Origin of the sequence: Psychrobacillus sp. FSL H8-0484 (assembly GCF_038005325.1) — a bacterium.
GTDB lineage: Bacteria > Bacillota > Bacilli > Bacillales_A > Planococcaceae > Psychrobacillus.
Genome location: NZ_JBBOSZ010000001.1, coordinates 626,264 through 646,016, shown reverse-complemented (window position 1 = coordinate 646,016; position 19,753 = coordinate 626,264). Strand labels below are relative to the sequence as shown.

At 38.5% G+C, this 19,753-nt stretch carries 22 protein-coding genes and 1 pseudogene; 8 read left to right on the top strand and 15 right to left on the bottom strand.

Annotated features, from left to right (window positions below; translation table 11 throughout):
- Positions 1-95: 95 nt before the first annotated feature.
- From argS to speE, 4 genes are all read right to left on the bottom strand, one after another.
- On the bottom strand, positions 96-1,763 hold the full coding sequence (gene argS, locus MHH81_RS03075; protein WP_340917732.1) for an arginine--tRNA ligase: 1,668 nt from the start codon (positions 1,761-1,763) through the stop codon (positions 96-98).
- Entirely contained in the window at positions 1,764-2,183 is a 420-nt protein-coding gene (locus MHH81_RS03070) for a DUF1934 domain-containing protein (RefSeq protein ID WP_340917730.1), read from the bottom strand.
- Between the two features lie 707 nt (positions 2,184-2,890).
- Positions 2,891-3,763: an agmatinase gene (speB, locus tag MHH81_RS03065; RefSeq protein WP_340917728.1), complete on the bottom strand. Its 873-nt coding sequence runs from the start codon at positions 3,761-3,763 to the stop codon at positions 2,891-2,893.
- 4 nt (positions 3,764-3,767) lie between these two features.
- Positions 3,768-4,601, bottom strand: a complete 834-nt coding sequence (gene speE / locus MHH81_RS03060; protein ID WP_340917727.1) for a spermidine synthase — start codon at positions 4,599-4,601, stop codon at positions 3,768-3,770.
- A 169-nt stretch (positions 4,602-4,770) separates the two neighbouring features.
- On the opposite strand from speE, the gene MHH81_RS03055 reads away from it, so the two are divergent.
- Positions 4,771-6,840, top strand: a complete 2,070-nt coding sequence (locus MHH81_RS03055; RefSeq protein WP_340917725.1) for a transglycosylase domain-containing protein — start codon at positions 4,771-4,773, stop codon at positions 6,838-6,840.
- Between the two features lie 418 nt (positions 6,841-7,258).
- Here MHH81_RS03055 and MHH81_RS03050 read toward each other — a convergent pair whose 3' ends face one another.
- The gene (locus tag MHH81_RS03050) at positions 7,259-7,777 is read right to left on the bottom strand and encodes a YwhD family protein (protein WP_340917723.1); all 519 of its coding nucleotides are present in this window, start codon (positions 7,775-7,777) and stop codon (positions 7,259-7,261) included.
- A 67-nt stretch (positions 7,778-7,844) separates the two neighbouring features.
- Here MHH81_RS03050 and MHH81_RS03045 point away from each other — a divergent pair, with 67 nt between their 5' ends.
- Complete coding sequence (locus MHH81_RS03045) at positions 7,845-8,030, top strand: 2-hydroxymuconate tautomerase (protein WP_340917722.1); 186 nt, start codon at positions 7,845-7,847, stop codon at positions 8,028-8,030.
- Positions 8,031-8,121: 91 nt separating this feature from the next.
- Here MHH81_RS03045 and MHH81_RS03040 read toward each other — a convergent pair whose 3' ends face one another.
- The 4 genes from MHH81_RS03040 to MHH81_RS03025 all read right to left on the bottom strand — a co-directional run bounded on the left by MHH81_RS03040 (position 8,122) and on the right by MHH81_RS03025 (position 11,108).
- Positions 8,122-8,289, bottom strand: coding sequence for a hypothetical protein (locus MHH81_RS03040; protein ID WP_340917720.1), 168 nt, complete (start codon positions 8,287-8,289; stop codon positions 8,122-8,124).
- A gap of 272 nt (positions 8,290-8,561) precedes the next feature.
- The gene (locus MHH81_RS03035; RefSeq protein WP_340917718.1) at positions 8,562-9,080 is read right to left on the bottom strand and encodes a YwgA family protein; all 519 of its coding nucleotides are present in this window, start codon (positions 9,078-9,080) and stop codon (positions 8,562-8,564) included.
- Positions 9,081-9,315: 235 nt separating this feature from the next.
- Positions 9,316-10,611 carry an HD domain-containing protein gene (locus MHH81_RS03030; protein WP_340917716.1) on the bottom strand — a complete coding sequence of 432 codons (1,296 nt, stop codon included), beginning with the start codon at positions 10,609-10,611 and terminating at the stop codon, positions 9,316-9,318.
- 269 nt (positions 10,612-10,880) lie between these two features.
- Positions 10,881-11,108: a DUF1450 domain-containing protein gene (locus MHH81_RS03025; RefSeq protein WP_340917714.1), complete on the bottom strand. Its 228-nt coding sequence runs from the start codon at positions 11,106-11,108 to the stop codon at positions 10,881-10,883.
- Positions 11,109-11,265: 157 nt separating this feature from the next.
- Here MHH81_RS03025 and MHH81_RS03020 point away from each other — a divergent pair, with 157 nt between their 5' ends.
- Positions 11,266-11,892, top strand: coding sequence for an RsfA family transcriptional regulator (locus MHH81_RS03020; protein WP_340917713.1), 627 nt, complete (start codon positions 11,266-11,268; stop codon positions 11,890-11,892).
- Positions 11,893-11,909: 17 nt separating this feature from the next.
- Here MHH81_RS03020 and MHH81_RS03015 read toward each other — a convergent pair whose 3' ends face one another.
- Complete coding sequence (locus MHH81_RS03015) at positions 11,910-12,752, bottom strand: lipoate--protein ligase family protein (protein ID WP_445678065.1); 843 nt, start codon at positions 12,750-12,752, stop codon at positions 11,910-11,912.
- 48 nt (positions 12,753-12,800) lie between these two features.
- On the bottom strand, positions 12,801-13,745 hold the full coding sequence (pta, locus tag MHH81_RS03010; RefSeq protein WP_340917711.1) for a phosphate acetyltransferase: 945 nt from the start codon (positions 13,743-13,745) through the stop codon (positions 12,801-12,803).
- Between the two features lie 151 nt (positions 13,746-13,896).
- On the opposite strand from pta, the gene hemQ reads away from it, so the two are divergent.
- From hemQ to gerQ, 3 genes and pseudogenes are all read left to right on the top strand, one after another.
- Complete coding sequence (hemQ, locus tag MHH81_RS03005; RefSeq protein ID WP_340917709.1) at positions 13,897-14,646, top strand: hydrogen peroxide-dependent heme synthase; 750 nt, start codon at positions 13,897-13,899, stop codon at positions 14,644-14,646.
- 148 nt (positions 14,647-14,794) lie between these two features.
- Positions 14,795-15,167, top strand: a pseudogene (locus MHH81_RS03000) (cell wall hydrolase).
- A 17-nt stretch (positions 15,168-15,184) separates the two neighbouring features.
- Positions 15,185-15,520: a spore coat protein GerQ gene (gene gerQ, locus MHH81_RS02995; RefSeq protein WP_340917706.1), complete on the top strand. Its 336-nt coding sequence runs from the start codon at positions 15,185-15,187 to the stop codon at positions 15,518-15,520.
- A 366-nt stretch (positions 15,521-15,886) separates the two neighbouring features.
- Here gerQ and MHH81_RS02990 read toward each other — a convergent pair whose 3' ends face one another.
- The 4 genes from MHH81_RS02990 to MHH81_RS02970 all read right to left on the bottom strand — a co-directional run bounded on the left by MHH81_RS02990 (position 15,887) and on the right by MHH81_RS02970 (position 18,154).
- Entirely contained in the window at positions 15,887-16,267 is a 381-nt protein-coding gene (locus MHH81_RS02990) for a DUF423 domain-containing protein (protein WP_340917703.1), read from the bottom strand.
- Positions 16,268-16,286: 19 nt separating this feature from the next.
- Positions 16,287-16,532 carry a YwdI family protein gene (locus MHH81_RS02985; RefSeq protein WP_340917701.1) on the bottom strand — a complete coding sequence of 82 codons (246 nt, stop codon included), beginning with the start codon at positions 16,530-16,532 and terminating at the stop codon, positions 16,287-16,289.
- 213 nt (positions 16,533-16,745) lie between these two features.
- A complete protein-coding gene (locus tag MHH81_RS02975; RefSeq protein WP_445678064.1) occupies positions 16,746-17,408 on the bottom strand; it encodes a uracil-DNA glycosylase in 663 nt (220 codons plus the stop codon).
- On the bottom strand, positions 17,405-18,154 hold the full coding sequence (locus MHH81_RS02970) for a DUF4230 domain-containing protein (protein WP_340917695.1): 750 nt from the start codon (positions 18,152-18,154) through the stop codon (positions 17,405-17,407). Before MHH81_RS02970 ends, MHH81_RS02975 begins: the two co-directional genes overlap by 4 nt.
- A 105-nt stretch (positions 18,155-18,259) precedes the next feature.
- On the opposite strand from MHH81_RS02970, the gene MHH81_RS02965 reads away from it, so the two are divergent.
- Positions 18,260-18,517, top strand: coding sequence for a hypothetical protein (locus tag MHH81_RS02965; RefSeq protein WP_340917693.1), 258 nt, complete (start codon positions 18,260-18,262; stop codon positions 18,515-18,517).
- 67 nt (positions 18,518-18,584) lie between these two features.
- On the top strand, positions 18,585-19,418 hold the full coding sequence (gene thiD / locus MHH81_RS02960) for a bifunctional hydroxymethylpyrimidine kinase/phosphomethylpyrimidine kinase (protein WP_340917691.1): 834 nt from the start codon (positions 18,585-18,587) through the stop codon (positions 19,416-19,418).
- The last annotated feature ends 335 nt before the right edge of the window (positions 19,419-19,753 follow it).

The window sequence follows — 19,753 nt, the reverse complement described above, 5'->3', positions numbered from 1 at the left end:
TAAAAAGTATAAAAAAACAGGTGTAGAAAAAGACTCGTTTTTCTACACCTGCTTCAATTTATGAGCTTATTAGACAGCCCCTTTAATACTACAAATTACATTTTCTCTGGAGCATTTACACCAATCAAACGAAGTGCGTTTGCAATTGTTTGACGAGCAGATGTTACTAATGCAAGACGCGCTTCTGATAGAGCTACGTTTTCTGCATCTAAAACTTTATCCGCATTATAGAAGCTATGGAATGTTGCAGCTAATTCTTGAATATAAGTTGCTACACGGTGAGGTGCACGAAGTTTTGCAGCATCTGCCACGACTTGTGGGAAATCACCGATTTTTTTCAATAAGTCTAATTCTTTTTCACTCTGTAATAATTCAAGTGAATCCGTTGAAGCTTTCAACTCTTGTGTTTCAGCAGAACGTAGAATTGAGCAAATACGTGCATGGGCATATTGGGCATAATACACAGGGTTTTCATTTGACTGAGAAACTGCTAAATCTAAATCAAAGTCCATATGTGAATCGCCCGAACGCATACCGAAGAAATAACGAACTGCATCCAGTCCAACTTCCTCTACAAGCTCGCGCATCGTAACAGCTTTCCCTGTACGTTTACTCATTTTCATTTTTTCGCCGTCTTTATACAATTGAACCATTTGAATAACGGAAACTTCTAATTTCTCACGCTCGTATCCAAGTGCTTCAATAGCAGCTTTCATACGTGGAATATACCCGTGGTGATCCGCTCCCCAAATATTGATCAGTTGATCGAAGCCACGAACTAATTTATCTTCATGGTACGCAATGTCTGGCAATAAATACGTGAATGATCCATCACTTTTAATCAAAACACGGTCTTTGTCATCGCCAAAAGTAGTAGAACGGAACCATGTAGCTCCCTCTTCTTCAAAGATATGACCATTCGCACGTAATTTATTTAATGCTACCTCGATTTTACCATCTTCGTATAATGAAGTTTCAGAAAACCAGTTATCAAAGCCAACACGGAAATCCGCTAAGTCTTTTTGTAGCTTAGCAAGCTCAACTTTTAACCCATGTGCACGGAATGCTTTGTAACGCTCTTCATCCGACATATGAACAAATTTATCGCCATGCTCTTTTACAAGATTTGCTGCGATATCGATAATATCTTGCCCACGGTAACCATCTTCTGGCATTTCTTTTTCTAAACCTAATGCTTCAAAATAGCGTACTTCAATCGAAACAGCTAAATTGTGGATTTGATTACCAGCATCATTAATATAATATTCACGAGCTACGTCGTATCCAGCAAAGTCCAAGACGTTACATAATGAATCCCCAACAGATGCCCCGCGCGCATGCCCTAAATGTAAATCACCAGTTGGATTGGCAGAAACAAACTCTACTTGAATTTTTTCTCCAGCTCCTGAGTTCGTACGTCCGTATTTTTCTTCTTCTGTTAGTACAGCTTTAATTACTTCTTGTAAATAATCTTTACGAACGGTAATATTCATAAACCCAGGTCCTGCGATGTCAATTTTCTCCATCATTGTTCCTGACATATCAAGGTTTGCTACAATTGCTTCCGCGATTTGACGAGGATTTTTTCTCGCAAGCTTAGTCAGCTGCATCGCAATATTAGTTGCATAGTCACCGTTTGCTTTATCTTTTGGTGTTTCTAAATGGATAGATGGAATTTGCTCTTCTGTTACAAGTTCCGCCTTTAAAATAGCTTGTTGTAAAGCTGTTTTAATCGATTGTTGTACTTTTTCTACTGCGTTCATTTACTTCGCCTCCGTATAAATTAGTTCTAATGTATATGTACCAGCAACTTCTTCGTTTATAAGCAATTCGTATTCCACTTGAAAATGGCCATCTTCGAATTGCAGTTGCGTTGTATTTGTTGTAATCATCATTGTGCCATATCCCGTGTCATAGCTTCCTGTTTGAAGCTCACCTAGTTGAAATGGCAAACGCATTTTCACTCCACCACTGCGTAAGATTAAAGCGGAATTATTATCTAACTTTACGGTTGTTCGAACTGCCTTTTCATTTTGCATTTCTTCATAAACTAAATAAGGCTGCTCTCCTTTTAAAGTTAGAACACCTGTCGTTTGCATATCAAATGATTCTTTTGCAATGTCTGGATGTTTTATTGTTGATAATAAACGAACATTGACTGATTTCTTTAGTGGTTGAGACATTGACTTCACCCTTTAGAGCATTTTCATAGTTAATTTACGTCATTAAAAAATAATCGTTAATAATAAACGATTAATAAGCACTTTTTTTATGGTGCATGAATATATAACAATTTTTCACCGTTTTTTACTATAACCTTCACATTATATCTTAAAGTTTGCTTATGTGACAACTAATCAAAAAGGAATCTATTATAACATTACAATCCTCCCCCAGTAAATGGATGAACAAAACGATTTTACTCAATAAAGAGCTGACTTCACACTAGATAATTATTCTGACAATAGTTTGGTTTTTTATAATTTGGAATTATTATACATTATTAGTTAAAATACGTCTTAATGAGACTATTTTTATGCTAACAGAGACCATTTCAATCCTAACCGCAACCATTTTTCGACAAGCGAGACCAATTTCGCCATAACCGAGACCAAATTTCACATTAATAAGTTTACTTGAAGTGAGATACCTTGGTTTTAAGAGGAATTTAGTGCATACGAGAGGAATCGGCAGCTATCCGAGAGCATTTAGCGTCTATTCGAGAGCGGCCGGCACTACAAATCCAATTGATAATCCTAATGAAAGCCAGGTTCTTTTGCTATGGAACCTGGCTTTCTCATATCGGATTTCCTTACGTTAAATCATCATTTTCTGACTGGAGCCTGAAAAACAAAAAAAACGTAATGCCCATTTAAGGACATCACGCTTATTATTTAACCCAACCAAGTATCATTTCTCTAAGTAATTTACTAGCTGTATTAGCAGTCTGTTCAGATGAATCATAAATTGGTGCAACTTCTACTAAGTCAAAGCCTACAACGTTTACTCCCGAGTTTGCGATTGCATGGATAGAAGCTAGTAGTTCACGGCTTGTAATACCGCCACAGTCTACTGTTCCAGTTCCAGGTGCATGCGCAGGATCTAACACGTCGATGTCGATTGTGACATAAACTGGTCGACCTGCTAGAGTTGGAAGCACTTCTTTCAAAGGCTCCAATACTTCAAATTTGGCAATTTGCATACCGTTTTCTTTTGCCCAGTCAAACTCTTCTTTCATTCCAGAACGAATTCCGAATGAATAGACGTTTTTCGGACCAATGTATTCGGCAATTTTACGAATCGGAGTGGAGTGAGAAAGCGGCTCTCCTTCGTATTCCACGCGTAAATCCGTATGCGCATCCATATGAATAATCGCAAGATCTTTATAGTTGTCTGCCACTGTTTTCATAACAGGCCAAGACACTAAGTGTTCGCCACCCATACCAACAGGAATTTTCCCATCTTGCATTAATTGACGAATAAAATCTGCAATTAAATCCAAACTTTTTGATGCATTACCAAAAGGAAGCGGAATATCACCAGCATCAAAATAGTTCACATCATCTAGCTCGCGGTCTAAATACGGGCTATATTCCTCTAAACCAATCGATACTTCACGAATTCGCTGCGGGCCAAAGCGTGAACCTGGACGATAGCTTACTGTCCAGTCCATTGGCATACCGTAAATCACCGCTTGTGCTTCTTCGTAATTTTGCTTACTTTTAATAAATACATTTCCTGAATAAGCTTCATCAAATCTCATCGGCTTATTCTCCTGCTAAGTCTTTCACAAATTTCGGTAATACGAATGCCGCTTTGTGAAGCTCTTTTGTATAATATTTTGTTTCAATATCAAAGAATTGCTCGTCCGGAACTTGAAGTGGATCGTATTTTTTCGAACCAATCGTGAAGCACCAAAGTCCACTTGGATACGTTGGGATATTTGCCAAGTACATATTTGTAATTGGGAAAATTTCTTTTACGTCCTTTTGTACTTGTCGGATTAAATCTGCTTTGAACCAAGGGTTGTCCGATTGTGCAACGAAGATACCATCTTCTTTTAATGCTTTTGAAATTCCAGCATAGAAACCTTTTGTAAATAAATTCACAGCTGGTCCAACTGGTTCAGTAGAGTCTACCATGATTACATCGTATTCGTTTTCTGACTGTGCGATATGCATGAAGCCGTCGCCAACTTGAACGTCCACACGTGGGTTTTCTAACTCACATGCAATTTCTGGTAAATAAATCTTCGAATACTCGATAACTTTTCCATCTATGTCAACAAGTGTTGCTTTTTTCACTTTTGGATGCTTCATAATCTCACGAATTACTCCACCGTCTCCTCCTCCAACAACTAAAACGTTCTCAGGATTTGGATGTGTAAATAAAGGAACGTGCGCAACCATTTCATGGTACACAAACTCATCTTTTTGTGACGTCATTACCATTCCGTCTAAAAAGAGCATATTCCCCCACTCTTCTGTTTCTGCCATTTCTAACAGTTGAAAATCCGTTTGCTCTGTATGAAGTGTACGTTTTACCTTCATTGTGATGCCAAAATTCTCGGTTTGTTTTTCCGTAAACCAAAACCCAGCCATGTATCTATCTCCCTTACCAATATGATTTAAGTGTAATGTATCAAAAAATTAAATACAAAGAAAGTATAGAGGTTTTTGACGAAAGTGCAATAGTTTTTTCTTTTTCCGTTTAATTTGAATCTATTGTTCTCATACTAATGAAAACATCAATTAGAACTGGGGAGATATTATGAGGCGCGCACAATACAAAAAAAAAACCACACGATCCAAACGTATAAAAAGGTTTTTTCTACTAAGTATTGTTGCTAGCTGTGCCTTTTTTAGTGCGTTTGTAACGCTTCGCATATATGCACAAATCGTTGGTGCGCCTATTATACAGGTACCCATCTCCTCTGTATTTTTAGATAATCAAGGGAATGTCATCGGTGACCGATTTGAGGAGCAGCGACGCTATTGGGTATCTCTAGACGAAATCTCACCATTCATACCGCAGGCCACAATTGCAGTAGAAGACCAGGAATTTTATGAACATCATGGATTTGATTACACCCGAATCGCTTCTGCACTTTTAAAGGATGTAAAAGCAGGAAAAAAAGTAGAAGGTGCAAGTACAATTACACAACAATACGCTCGGAATCTATTTTTAACACATGACAAGACTTGGGCTCGAAAATTAAATGAAGCATTGTACGCTTACCGGTTAGAAATTTTTTATGAAAAGGAGGAATTACTAGAAGGATATTTAAATACAGTTTACTTCGGACACGGAATGTACGGAGTCGAAGCTGCAAGTAGGTTTTATTTCGGTAAGAGCGCGAAATCTCTGACTCTAGCAGAATCAGCATTATTAATGGGAATTCCTAAAGGACCTACTCATTATTCTCCATTAGTAAATGAAGAAAAAGCGAAAAATCGTCAACAATTAATTTTGGCATTAATGAACAATCAACAATTTATAACCGACGAGCAGAAGGAACGTGCAATAGAGGAAAATTACGTATTAAAAACGGAAGATTCTGTCGTAACGAAAAAAACAGCTCCATATTTTTTAGAAGAGGTATGGAAAGAAGCATCGCAAATCATTAAAGAAAAAGGTCATCGAATTGAAGAAGGTGGTTGGACAATTACCACTACTTTAAATAAAAAGCATCAGCAAGCTGCAGAAGAAACCATTCAAAAATGGATGCCAGAAGGAGAGCTACAAATTGGTTTTATCAGTATGGAACCGAGAACGGGCTATGTGACAGCAATGGTTGGTGGTAGAGATTTCTCAGCAAGTCCATTTAATCGTGTGACTCAGGCAAAAAGGCAGCCAGGATCCATCATAAAACCATTGTTATATGGCGCAGCACTGGAAAATGGATTCTCCCCCCTTACGTATTTGAAAAGCGAACGAACTATTTTCACTTATGATAATGGACGGAGAGAATATGAACCGAAAAATGTAAACGGAGAATTTGCTGAAAATCCGATCTCGATGGCACAAGCTCTTGCAATTTCGGATAATATTTATGCAGTCAAAACATTAGAACATATTGGATACAAACCGTTTCAACAACTCATTGAACGATTTGACATTAAAATGAATATTGATGATACACCTGCGACAGCACTTGGCACATCAGAAGTTTCCCTTTTCGAAATGACAAAAGCATACAATTCGATTTCTGCAAAAGGAATTCAGAAAAAACCAACTTATATTACGAAAATTACAGATAATGAAGGCAATACCTTATACGATGTGTCGAAAGAAAAAGTGAAAGATAAAGTGGTAATGCAGGAACAAGATGCCTTTTTGTTGTCTCATTTGCTTACAGGCATGTTTGATCCAATTTTCAATGACTATTCCCCTGCAACTGGAATTAGTATTCGTGCCAAACAAACACGACCATATGCTGCAAAATCTGGGACTACTATTTCCGATCAATATTTAATTGGATTCTCTCCTCAGCTGACTGCAGGTGTTTGGAACGGGTATGACCAAGGAAAACAAGTAAGTGATGCGGAAGCAAAGCAAGTGACGAAGCAAGTATGGATTGAATTTATGGAATCTGTTCATCGAGGTTTGCCTGTAGAACCATTTATTGCCCCACCTGGCGTTCGTGGAGTCATTGTCGATATTAAAACAGGTGGAATAGCTACCTCTGCTTGCGAAAAACAGCGTCTAGTATATTTAAAAGAAAAAGATGTCCCTACAAAACTGTGCACAGATCCAAGCTTAAAGCAGCACACATTTGAAGAAAGCGATCCCGAAGAAGATAATTGGTCCATTTTCCCGTTCTCGTTCTTTGGAGAATAAATATTGGAAGAATGCGCTTTTGGCCGCAGTAAATCTCTCCATTTACATTCCAATAAATGGCTGAATGAGACCGAATTGGCGTCAACCGAGACTAATTCCTTGGAAACCGAGACCAATTCGTCTGAAAGCAAGACCAATTCCCTTCTAACCGAGACCAAATTCAAAAATCAATTTTTGCCACAATATAAAAAGCTTTCTAGTACCTAAATTAGGTAATAGAAAGCTTTTTCTTAGTGTCGCGTTCTGCAAAAAGTATGCAATTATTGGATTGGGTTGTCGCAATTCTTCCACATTCTCTACTTACTTGTTTGACTAAGTGTCCTAGCATTACTGTGAAGTAAGCTTTAAGTAAATTGTACTTTCTTTTAAAGATTAATTCAACCACTTAAACAGACTATATTGAGTTATGGCTATTTTTTTATTTAGCATTCAAGTCATTATGTAGCTTCTCGTCGCTTCTAGCCCACATTTCTCGATTATGAGATTGCAGAAATTCACTTAAAATATTTTTAGAACGTTCGTCCATAAAATCAACTAAAATTTGACGCTTCATTGATTTGTCCATTCGATTTACATGATCCGCAAGAATTTTAAAGCCTCGACGTTTTTCTCGATTTACGACCATTTCACAAGCGGTAACGCCCGCATAGTAAGGACCATCTGCCTTGTGGTCAATTGTCACCCAAACGAGCCAATAAGGTTTTCCACCTTCTGAATCTTCTCGGTTCGTAGTAAATTTAATGCCACGCTCTGTATCACTTCTTGCATGCATCGCACCAATCTCTACTTTTGCAATACCTTCTTCTATATCAATAATGACTGGAGACACGTTCTCTAGAGATAAAGCTCCAATGCCAAAGCCTTTGTGTCCGTCCGTCGGATCATTTTTTATAATGGTGAATCCCATTTTTTGTTTCGGTTTTTCTTCATTTGTCATTCGATTGTTCCCTCCGTTCTGTTATTATAACTAGTATACAGATAATTTCACTAAAGGAGGAAATGAAATGCCATACGTAACAGTAAAAATGTTAGAAGGCCGTACAGAAGAGCAAAAAAAAGCCTTAGTTGAGAAAGTGACTGCAGCAGTAGTAGAAACGACTAATGCTCCAATTGAAAATGTCGTAGTATTCATCGAAGAAATGCCTAAAAATCATTACGCAGTAGCTGGCACACGTTTCAGTGATAAGTAAATTTAGGAACAAAAGCGCAAGCGCCCTTTAAGTGCAATACCTGTTTGCAGACGTTTCCGGATTGCTTTGGAATGGACACTAGCTTACACCATTACCGAGCGACTTTTAGGAGAGGAGGATCGTGACTAGCGTCACGATCCTCCTCTCCTTTTTCGGTAATCTTGTGGCTTTTTTCCTTCCGTCGCCCTCCTGCAACTTTAGACAACAGATTTGTTAGTGCTGTTTTTGATAACGAGAGAATAAATTCTTTCTTACTCATGTTGGAGGCTCCCGAAGATGCAATTTCGGGAGCTCTAGTACCGATTTATAAGATGGATGCTATCTATTTTTCTGTCGTTTGCTCTTTTTACATTTATCATAAACTAGGGAGAAATACTTTTCTTAAATGCATTTCTTTCAAGTTCTTGCTACCAGATTAATACCTCTTTTTGGGAGGGAAAGTATTCGAGTTTCATCTCGTTCAAAACACCAACCATGAACTCTGAGTTCTTAGTAGGCTTTCTTATCTATAAAAAAAAGAAAGAGCAACCCTTATTGGATAGCTCTTTCATTCATTAAATTCATGACAAATAAAAAGGCTTCGTCAATTTCGGCCTTTGTAAAATTTAGTTTTCCTTTTACCACATGGAGCTTTTCAATTTGCTCTTCTTTTGGCAAATGGTCGAAATATAAAAGTGTCGAAACTAACTCTAAAAAGCGGGAGCTTTTATCTTTCATTTGTTCAATGCACGCTTGTAATGCACGGCTTGCCGCTGGCACTTGGGCCATCTGCGTAAAATGCTCACCTGCATCTGTCATTTGATATTTATACTGTACATAAGAGCCTTTGTCTTGTCTTTCTTCGTACAAAAAACCCATGCTGCAAAGCTCATCTACTCTCAATGTTAGCTCATGAGAATAAGGACCATAAATATGAAATTCGTATTTTTCTTTATAGGGAAACTGCAACTTTTTTGCGATGTAAACCATTTTTTGTAGTTTTTTTCTTCCGGTGATACCACCGTCAGCTGCTCCAATAAATTGTACAATTTTTGCATGTTCTTCTAGCAATATAAACCCACCTCTACTATCAAATTCGCTTTGGCATATTTGGCGTCCAGATTTTACTTCCGCTTCACTTCGCTTAGATCGGCAGAAAATAATTGTCCCTTCGCAAGCTCATCGCAGAAAACTGTAAACCTTGCTTGCCAGGTTAACTCCATACAGAATCTGTGACATCTGCCTGAGGCTATGGCCAACTGGATGTCGGTTACTCAGACGTTGCCGCAGGACGCCTCATACGGAATCAAGTTAACAATTCCAGTATTTGTTTTTTCAATACTTTCTTTTTTCCGTCTGCTGTTAAGAAATCTTCTGGGAAATACAATTTATGATCAGTTCGGCGTTTTCCAGATATCGCTTCTACTACATCTGATTCTCGTGATAACTCTCTAATTTCTCCGGAAGGCATTTGTAAATGAATTGGGATTCGTTCTCCCTCTTCTCCAGGTCGATAAAAATCGTATGGTAAATCCGATGACGAATCGAACACTAAATAATACTCTGGATCGATACCTGCTCTTTTGAATAATTGTTCAAGTTCTTTCATTTTTACGTAGTCCTTCGCTAAATCGAACTCAATATATTGAAATAATTTACGATTAACAAATCGACTGGATAAATCAGCTAAAATCGGATCTTTTTCAGACATCCAAAGCTGAAAATAGGTCAATAAAACTCCTTCGTCTAAGGCAAGATAATCTTTTAGTGTATATGTTCCATCAAAAAATCCTCGAAAATGAGTTGGTTGTTGTTCAAAGTGATATCCTATTTCACTTAATGCTTTCGCACGATGTAAAATTTTTGTTAGGATAACTTCTGCACTGCGCGACACAGGATGGAAATACACTTGCCAATACATTTGGTATCTACTCATAATGTAGTCTTCCACTGCATGCATTCCACTCGATTTAATCACCACTTGATCCTCTAGAGGACGCATGACACGCAAAATTCGCTCCATATCAAAATGACCATAGCTAACTCCCGTAAAATAAGCATCTCTTTGTAAATAATCCATGCGATCGGCATCAATTTGACTAGAAATTAAACTTACTACTTGTTTGTTTGGGTACGTTTTTGCGATTACATCCGCTACTTTTTGAGGGAAATCCTTGCTTACCCTTTTTAAGATTTCATTTACTTCCGTTTCCCCAAGTAAAATCGCTCTCGTAAATTCTTCATGGTCTAAATCAAATACATTCTCGAAAGCATGCGAAAATGGTCCATGTCCTAAATCGTGAAGAAGAGCCGCACATAATACTACTAGTCTCTCTGAAGCATCCCATTGCGGACGCTCCTTAAAACTATCATCTACGATTCGACGAACAATTTCATATACTCCTAGCGAGTGATTGAAACGGCTATGTTCTGCACCATGAAAAACTAGATAGGCAGTTCCAAGCTGTTTAATGCGGCGAAGTCGTTGAAATTCTTTTGATCCAATAACATCCCAAATAACTTGATCACGAACATGAATATAACGGTGAACCGGGTCTTTAAACACTTTTTCTTCTGCTAGCTTCTGCGTAGCATAGCTCATTTTCCCACCCCCATAATTTTATAGCTTTAGCTCATTTCAATCTCCAAACAAAGAAGACTCTGAAGCTAAATATAAATTCAACTAAATAGTGTGCATTTTATTTTTAGTATAAAGAAAAAAGCCGCTTCTGGAAAGGCGGCATTTTTTTGAAAGATATGCAAGTATAACTTTTCGATTTAGTAACTTTCTAGTCTTAAGAAGTCAGTCGATGAGGTCAAATGTCATCATCTTTGACTGTATTCCTATTAGATGGGCGCCTTGCGCTATTTTTAGTCTTCTAGCTTAGCGCGTACTTTATCCATTAATTCGTCTTCTGATAAAGCTGCCACTGGACGATTATTAATAAAAGCAAACGTCTTCTTTCGTCCTGGTCCGCAGTATGATTGACATTCTTTTACTTCAATTTCTGCCTCTGGATCAACCGCTTTTAGCTTTGGAATTAATGTTTTTAAATTAACGGCCTGACACTCATCGCAAACTCGAAAATGGTTTGCCATCTGTCCACAACCCTTTCTATAAATAGTAATTGTCTACAGGTCATTGTATCTTAAAGTTTATATTGCTATCAAGTGTATTTTACGTGAATAAAAGAGCGATATGTTGACCATCATGTTAGTAGAACAACGAAACTATGAACATGGTAGGAGGACAAACATGGTAAAAATTAGGCAAGATGCATGGATGAATGAAAATGATGAGATGTTAGCAGAAATGGTGCTTAGGCACGTTCGTGAAGGAAGTACCCAGTTAAATGCGTTTGAAGAAGCAGGTGATGAATTAAATCGAACTGCTGCGGCATGTGGCTTTCGATGGAATGCGGTCGTTCGTCATCAATATGAAACAGAATTAAAAGAAGCAAAAAAAGAACGGAAAGAAAAGCTTCGTATACTTGGGAAAGACTATCGTCGAAGAGGAAACGGTATTTATTTAGCCAAGCCTCAAGAAGAAGGAGGAGAACGTACTTCTTCGATCCCCGTTTCAGCATTATCCATTGATATTATTATTGCGTATCTCGTAAGACTACAGCATAGTGATTCCGATATTACTAGGTATCGTCACTTAGCAACGATCTCAACAGAAAAAATTCGTAAATTAGAAAGTGAACTTGCAAAACTAGAAAAAGAAAATGCTGCAATTAAACAAGATTACGAGCAATTTGTGCAGATTATGAACCGTGCAAGACGTCTCGTAACATTAAATGACGAAGATTTACCGACTGTTCCTGTTTTCCAAATGGAGAAGAACGGTAATCTCGTATCTAAAGAACCACCAACCGTCTAATGGATTGGTGGTTTTTTTCATTTTTCATTTAGCATCTTTTTATTTCTATCTACTACGCGCTGCATATAAAATTGGTAGAGATCCATCTCATCTTGCGTGACAGATTGGGATACTACATTAGTAGACAGCTGTTGCAACAACTGTTGAATGCGTATAACAATATCTTCCACTGCAAAGGAAGCATTTAGCAACTCATTTAAAGAGGCCATTACTTCTGGTTTTATTTCTGGATAGCTAAATTTGGTTTCTTCCCCTTGCACACCGATTTCATAAAACTGACGAATTAATTCTGCTCGCTCACTTCCACTACCCTCCACACATAAATACACCTGCACGGCGATACCTTGTCGAAGTCTGCGTTGCGAAATGCCAGCGAATTTTTTACCGTTAATACTTAAATCATACGAACCCGGGCAGTACGACCCTACAATTTCATAAGCTTCTATTTTCCCTTCCGCTTCTGGGAATAAAAGCTGTATGAAAGCAAGCATCACTTCATATCCCGTTGGAATATCAATAGATTGTTGAATTTCGGACAAAACAATCGATAGATTGAGTACTCCATCATCTAGCACAACTGCAAGTCCCCCAGAATTTCGCACGATTGGCGTATAACCTTGTGTAAGTAAGAAATCCTGCGCATCTTCTACGAATGGAAGTCGATGATCTTGAATTCCTAATACAATCGTCTGACTATGCACCCAAGTTCGAACGGTTGCAGGTGATTGGCCCTGCCCAACTAACTGGCAAAGCAAATCATCCGCCGCAAAGGATTCTAATGCTGAACGACTCTTACCACTAAGCGATTGATCCCAAAATCGCCACGTTTCTTGCTGTAATAAAACATCTATATCTGACATGCAATATACTCCTTAGTCTCAGTCTGTCTACAATCCTGAGAATACTCTTTATTCTAACGCTTGTGCAGCTGTAATATAGGAAAGTTTATAGACATCCTCAGCTGAACAACCACGAGATAAATCATTTACTGGTGCATACAATCCTTGTAAAATTGGGCCAATTGCTTCGAACCCACCTAAGCGTTCTGCAATTTTATAGCCGATATTTCCTGCTTCAAGTGATGGGAACACAAAAACATTGGCATCCCCTTGCACAACTGCTCCAGGTGCCTTCTTTGCAGCAATTGCAGGAACGATACTAGCATCAAATTGGAGTTCCCCTTCAATCGCTATTTCAGGTGCTAACTGTTTTGCAAGTTTAGTTGCTTGTACCACTTTTTCTGTTTCCTTTGATTGTGCAGAACCCTTTGTAGAGAAGGAAAGCATAGCGACTTTTGGTTTTATTCCAAAGGCAGCCGCTGTTTTTGCACTTTCCACTGCTATTTCTGCTAAATCCTCACTAGTTGGAGCGATCGTTATGGCGCAATCTGCAAACACATAGCGAAGTTCATCTTTTACCATAAGAAATGCGCCGCTTGTTTTGGAGATACCTGGCTTTGTTTTGATGATTTGTAGTGCAGGTCGAACGGTTTCAGCCGTCGTATGTACTGCTCCGCTTACTAATCCATTTGCTCGCATTGTATACACGAGCATTGTTCCAAAATAATTAACATTTTTTAAAATCTCTCTCGCTTCTTCTGTTGTTACTTTTCCTTTGCGACGCTCAACAAATGCTTCTACAAGCTCGTCCATTTCTTCAAATGTCTCTGGATTTATAACAGTCAAATTGCTCGGGACCTCTTTTTCGGATCCAATGACAATCGGTGTAATAATACCTTCTTTTTGGAGTTTTAAAGCAGCTGCAATAATTCTTTCATCGTTGCCTTCTGGTAATACGATGGATATATTCGCACCCCGCAACTTGTCTTTGATTTCTTGAAATAAATCAGCCATTTTGCCGCCACCTATCCTTGTTTTTAATATGTTAAGCATACACGAGTTTGTCACAGATTGTCATGTGTTAATCGTGGCAAAAGGGGAAATATTGGAGGTTGTATGATACACTGAAGATGCGAAATTTTTATTCAAAGGAGTGTCTTATATAATGAATGAAGCAGCAATTACATTAGATGGTTGGTACGTTTTACATGATTTCCGCCAAATGGACTGGACATCATGGAAGCAAGTCGATCCAGAACTTCGTAAACAAGCAACAGATGAATTCGTAGCATTTTTAGATGAATTACAACAAGCAGACGACGCTAAAACAGGAGCGCATGCTTTTTACACAATCGTTGGTCAAAAAGCAGACTTTATGTTAATGACATTACGTCCAACAATGGATGAACTTCAAGAATTAGAAGCGAAATTCAATAAATTAACTATTGCAGACTTTACTATTCCTGCTTATTCTTATGTGTCAGTAGTGGAATTATCTAACTACCTAGCTGGTGAATCAAACGAAGATCCATACCAAAACCCACATGTACGTGCTCGTTTATATCCAGAACTTCAACGTTCACAGTACATTTGCTTCTACCCAATGGACAAACGTCGCGATGGCAACGACAACTGGTACATGCTTCCAATGGAAGAGCGTAAGAATTTAATGCGCAGCCATGGTTTAATTGGTCGCAGTTATGCTGGCAAAGTAAAACAAATCATTTCTGGTTCTGTAGGTTTCGACGATTTCGAATGGGGCGTAACTTTATTCTCAGATGATGTTCTTCAATTTAAAAAATTAATTTACGAAATGCGTTTTGACGAAGTTAGCGCACGTTATGCCGAATTCGGTTCATTCTTCATCGGTACAATCCTTGAAGCTGAAAAACGCGAAACATTTTTTAATATTTAATTTTGGGAAAGGCTGCAGCTTATGTGGCCTTTTTTCGAACGCAAAATTTGGCATGATTGGCTATTTATTTGCATAGTGTAATGTAGGAGGTGATGCATTGGCAGTAGTTCGTTCTACGGCAAAAGAATTGGATCTACTTGCAAGGCTAATGCGTGCTGAAACTGAAGGTGAAGGCGAGCTTGGAATGCTTATGGTTGGAAATGTTGGTGTGAAACGAGTTCGTGCTGCTTGCTTAGACTTACTTCAATGATATCCTAAATTTGGAACAGATGGTTTTTCAAAGCCCCGGTGGATTTGAAGCAACGCAGAAATCGTATTTTTATCAACGCGCACGGGAGGTTGATAAAAGATTAGCAAGGCGGGTTATTAACGGCGAACGCTTTCATCCAGCAACACGCTCATTATGGTTTTTTGACCCATCTGGCGATTGCCCAGCTCAGTGGTATAACCAATGGAACACTGGCCGCTATAAAGCACATCGCTTCTTCTCTCCTTCAACAGCAGATTGCCCAGAACTCTAAAAAGAAAGGATGTATGAATGGTTCAATATTATTGGTACCCTGGAGGCTATCCACAACAGCAGCTACCACAGCAACAGCAACAACCAATAGGTCCACCGCAGATACCCGCAGCCGCTCGTCAACAAGAAGAGTCCTACATCGAAAATATTTTAAGAATGAATAAAGGAAAACTAGGCACATTCTATTTTACATTTGAGGCTAGTAAAGTGCATAATTCCGTAATAATTACAGGATACGTAGAAGCAGCTGGTCGAGATCACATTATCCTGAGTGATCCAAATGGTAAGAGATACTTAATGCTTATGATTTATTTTGATTATGCAACGTTTGATGAAGAGATAAACTATATATAAGGAAGAATGGGCTTATTCGATTATGAGGATAGGCCTTTTTTTGTTTGAATGGGTTTAGTGCTTAGTCGCTTTCAGTCGTAATCTACCTAATAATGTATGAGAAGTCATATTACTATAATAAGTAATATCTCGCGTGGAGACAGCTCTTATTATGAGAATTGGTCTCGGTTATGAAGCAATTGGTCTCAGTTTTCGAGAATTGGTTGCGATTCTGGCTGAATTGGTCTCGGTTGTGCAGCAACTGGTTGCGCTAAGCTATATTCTAACTAATAATGTATAATAATTCCATCTAACGAGCTGTCACTAACCCCACCTTCTGTACAAACCAAAAAAAGGCCAAATCTAAAGATTTGGCCTCTCACTTAATTAATTTGTATACTTCACTGTTGCCACGATTAGCATAACCCAACCTACTAAAAAGGCTACACCACCGATTGGCGTTATTGCTCCTAGAATGCTAATACCCGTTAAACTAAGTACGTACAAGCTTCCTGAAAATAGAATAATTCCAGCAAGTATTAAGTACCCTGCTGTATTCAAGGAAGAAACGTGTCCCAATAATTTACTGCTCATTAGTATTCCGATTGCCACTAAAGCCAATGCATGAAACATTTGATATTGAACTGCTGTAGCCCATGTCGATAAATATTTGTCGGCAATTCTTCCTTCTAGTGCGTGTGCGCCAAATGCCCCTAGTGCAACGGCTAGAAATCCATTAATAGCACCTGCTATAATAAAAAATTTCATGTAATTTTCCTACCTTCTATTAAAAATCAAATAATGACTCTCCATTTGCATCGTCTTCCTTCAATGCTATTGGTTGTGCAGGACTAATTTGCACCTTAGACAAGTCGCGGCTCACTGGTGCAGGAGATGGTGACGAATCTAATGCAACATCACATAAAGCCCTAATTGCAGCTAATGACTCTCTTACGGATTGTTCATTGTCCATCATTTTTGCTTGATAAAGTTGTTTTTCTATTTGCATCAAGATTTGTTCATTCGATATCATCGATTTGGCCCCTCCTCTTGCTTCGGTTCAAATTTTAAGCATTCCATGCCAGAGGTACGTTTTACCAATGCGGATGGGAGCTCTTTCGTTTTAAACCCATAAGCCTTACAGCCACGTGGATGACTTGCATCCCATGTAGTAAAAAAGTGTCGGCATTTAAAACAGTTAACAGCCATGTACTCTCCCTACTTTCCACTTGTTATCGTAGCATAATCACAAGGAAAAATCGATTGGCTTATCGCCCCACGAGATGAGCTGAGCATTTATTTTGGAATATGGTTTACTTCCGAAAAATCCTCTATGCGCGCTCAATGGACTTGGATGAGGAGCTTGTAAAATCAAATGTTTTGTCGTATCGATTAGTTTCATTTTCGATTGTGCTGGCTTTCCCCAAAGTACAAAAATAACTGGTTTTTCTCGTTCCGATAATTTTTGAATTACTGCATCCGTCAATGTTTCCCAGCCCATCCCTTTATGTGAGTTCGCATCTCCTGCACGGACCGTTAAAACCGTGTTTAGCAATAAAACCCCTTGCTTTGCCCAGTTTTCTAAATAGCCACTCTTTGGAATGGAACAACCAATATCCTCCGACAATTCCTTAAACATGTTGCGTAAGCTTGGTGGAATCGCAACTCCAGGCTTTACAGAAAAGCTCATTCCATGGGCTTGTCCAGGGCCGTGATATGGGTCTTGCCCCAAAATGACCACCTTCACTTCAACAAATGTAGTTAATTGAAATGCACTTACTATATCATTTCGAGCAGGATATATCGTATGTTCTGCATATTCTTTATCTAAAAATGATTGTAGTTCTACAAAATACGGCTTCTTCATTTCTTCGGCTAAAACTTCTTTCCAGCTTGTCAACGATGTCACTCCTTAAACTCTACTTGCACGTCATAATCGACTAATTGAAACATTTCTTTCACAGATTTTGCTGCATTCTCTTCTGCTAATTGAAGAATACCTTGTCCAGTTGTTTCTTCGATCATCATTTCCTTAGCTGTCTCTGCAAGTTCATACGCTTCCTCGATATCTGCTTTTTCCCGGAACAATCCTTCATATGAAAATACTTCTACTTGATCAAACAGTATCTCTGGCCCACCTAAAAATTTTGGCTTCGGTAATGTTAGCTTAGCAGTTTTATTGTCTTCATCTACTTTTATATCTGACTCTGTCACTTGCGAAAAATCTACCCCTGCTTTGACGGATCCAGGTACAACAACTAGAAGCTGTCTTTTTGTTCCTGGTAAATCAACCCCAATTTCTTTTCCGAATAACGTATTATCTTGTCGTTCAATAATTACTTTTGTGTAGGCTTGTGCTGTCGAAAGTTCATTTAAAGCTTGAACTTGTTCAACAAACGAGCCTTTTGTTTCTGTAAAAGTACTGCCTTTAATTGCCCAAAAAGCGGTAAATGGCAAGGCTATTAATAGAAGAACGACTAATCCAATCGCAAGGAAGAATGATTTAGGGCCAAATTTGAATAAATATAAGGGCAGCTTCCAATAACTGAAGCCTCGTCTAGCTGGACTTTCGACAATTGTTGCAGCTGTTTCATTTTGGGCTTTTAGTTCTTCCAAAAGCTTTTCCATTTCGCGGATTTTGTCATCTTGTTGCATATCATCCCTCTTTTCCTCTCATTCTCTTACGTTAACAGTAACGAAAAGTTTCGCTATTAACAACTATTCCATACGTGGTACGATGAAAAAAAGGAGATATGCACAATGGCTGATTTACATTATCGTGAAAAGTTGAGAAGTATTGAAAAAGCAGCTAGTTCGAGTCAGGTTTCAGATAAAGCTAAGAACATTGGAATGGGCTGCTTCTCATTAGGGACTCTTATATTCATAGGATTCGTCATTTTTTTAGGTATTTCACTCTTTATTAATGGTATTATTTTTGGTTCTATTTTGTCATTTATTGTCGCTGCTTTTTTCATTTTTATTTTAATAAAACTATTGGCTGCACCAATGCTTCCTTGATTGAAAATTTGCATCTATCTGATACAATTAGTTGAGATTAATTTCTATATAAAAGGAGATCTTTGAAATGTCTATTAAAAAAACATTAACAATTGCAGGCTCTGATACTTCAGGTGGAGCTGGAATACAAGCAGATTTAAAAACATTCCAAGAACACGGAACTTACGGCATGAATGTTCTTACTGTTGTTGCAACAATGGACCCCGACAATGGCTGGAGCCACGGCGTATTTTCTTTACCTGTAGATGAGATTAAACGACAAGCTAAAACGGCGTTATCTACAAATGTAGATGCGATTAAAACAGGTATGCTAAGTACAGAAGAAATTATTGAAACTGCAGGTAATATCATTGAAGAGTCTGGAGTTACAAGTGTAGTAATTGACCCTGTTATGGTTTGCAAAGGAGAAGATGAAGTACTTAACCCTGGTACAGTAGATGCTATGATTGCTTACTTACTTCCTCGTGCATTAGTCGTTACTCCAAATCTTTTTGAAGCTGGACAACTTTCTGGGCTTGGGGCACTTAAAACAATTGAAGATATGAAGGCTGCTGCTGAAAAAATTCATGCACTTGGTGCTAAAAATGTTGTTATCAAAGGCGGAAAGCAATTAAAACATGAAAAAGCTGTAGATTTATTCTTTGATGGACAAGTACATACCCTACTTGAAACAGAAAAAACAGATACAACTTATAACCACGGTGCTGGTTGTACGTTCGCGGCTGCTGTTACTGCTAACTTAGCTAACGGATTCACAGTGGCAGATTCGGTATTTGAAGCGAAAGAATTTGTTTCCGCTGCAATTGCACACGGATGGAAGTTAAATCAATACGTTGGACCAGTTCTTCACGGAGCAAAAGGAAAATTTGGTGCACCAACAGTAACTACAACAATTGTTTAATAAATATTACATTCAACTTGCAAAGTCATTTCCGACTTTGCGAGTTTTTTTTATTAAGGCTCTATTAAACAATCATGTTGTTACGTGCCGAAAATCCGCTCGCTTTCCGCGGACGAACTGCCAAGCCTCCTCGGGGCACCAGGATGTTGGTCACACCACCACTTCTGCGTCGAAAGGCGTAGCCGACAGACGCCAATCCGTTGCCACCTGGATGTGGCGAAATGTATGATTTGTTCTTATAAGCCTGCTTGGGGGTCTTGGCAGCCCGTTTTTCCGCAGGAGTCTCATGAATTTTCGTCGTAAAATATATTCTTAAAAAACAACAGCCTAATTTA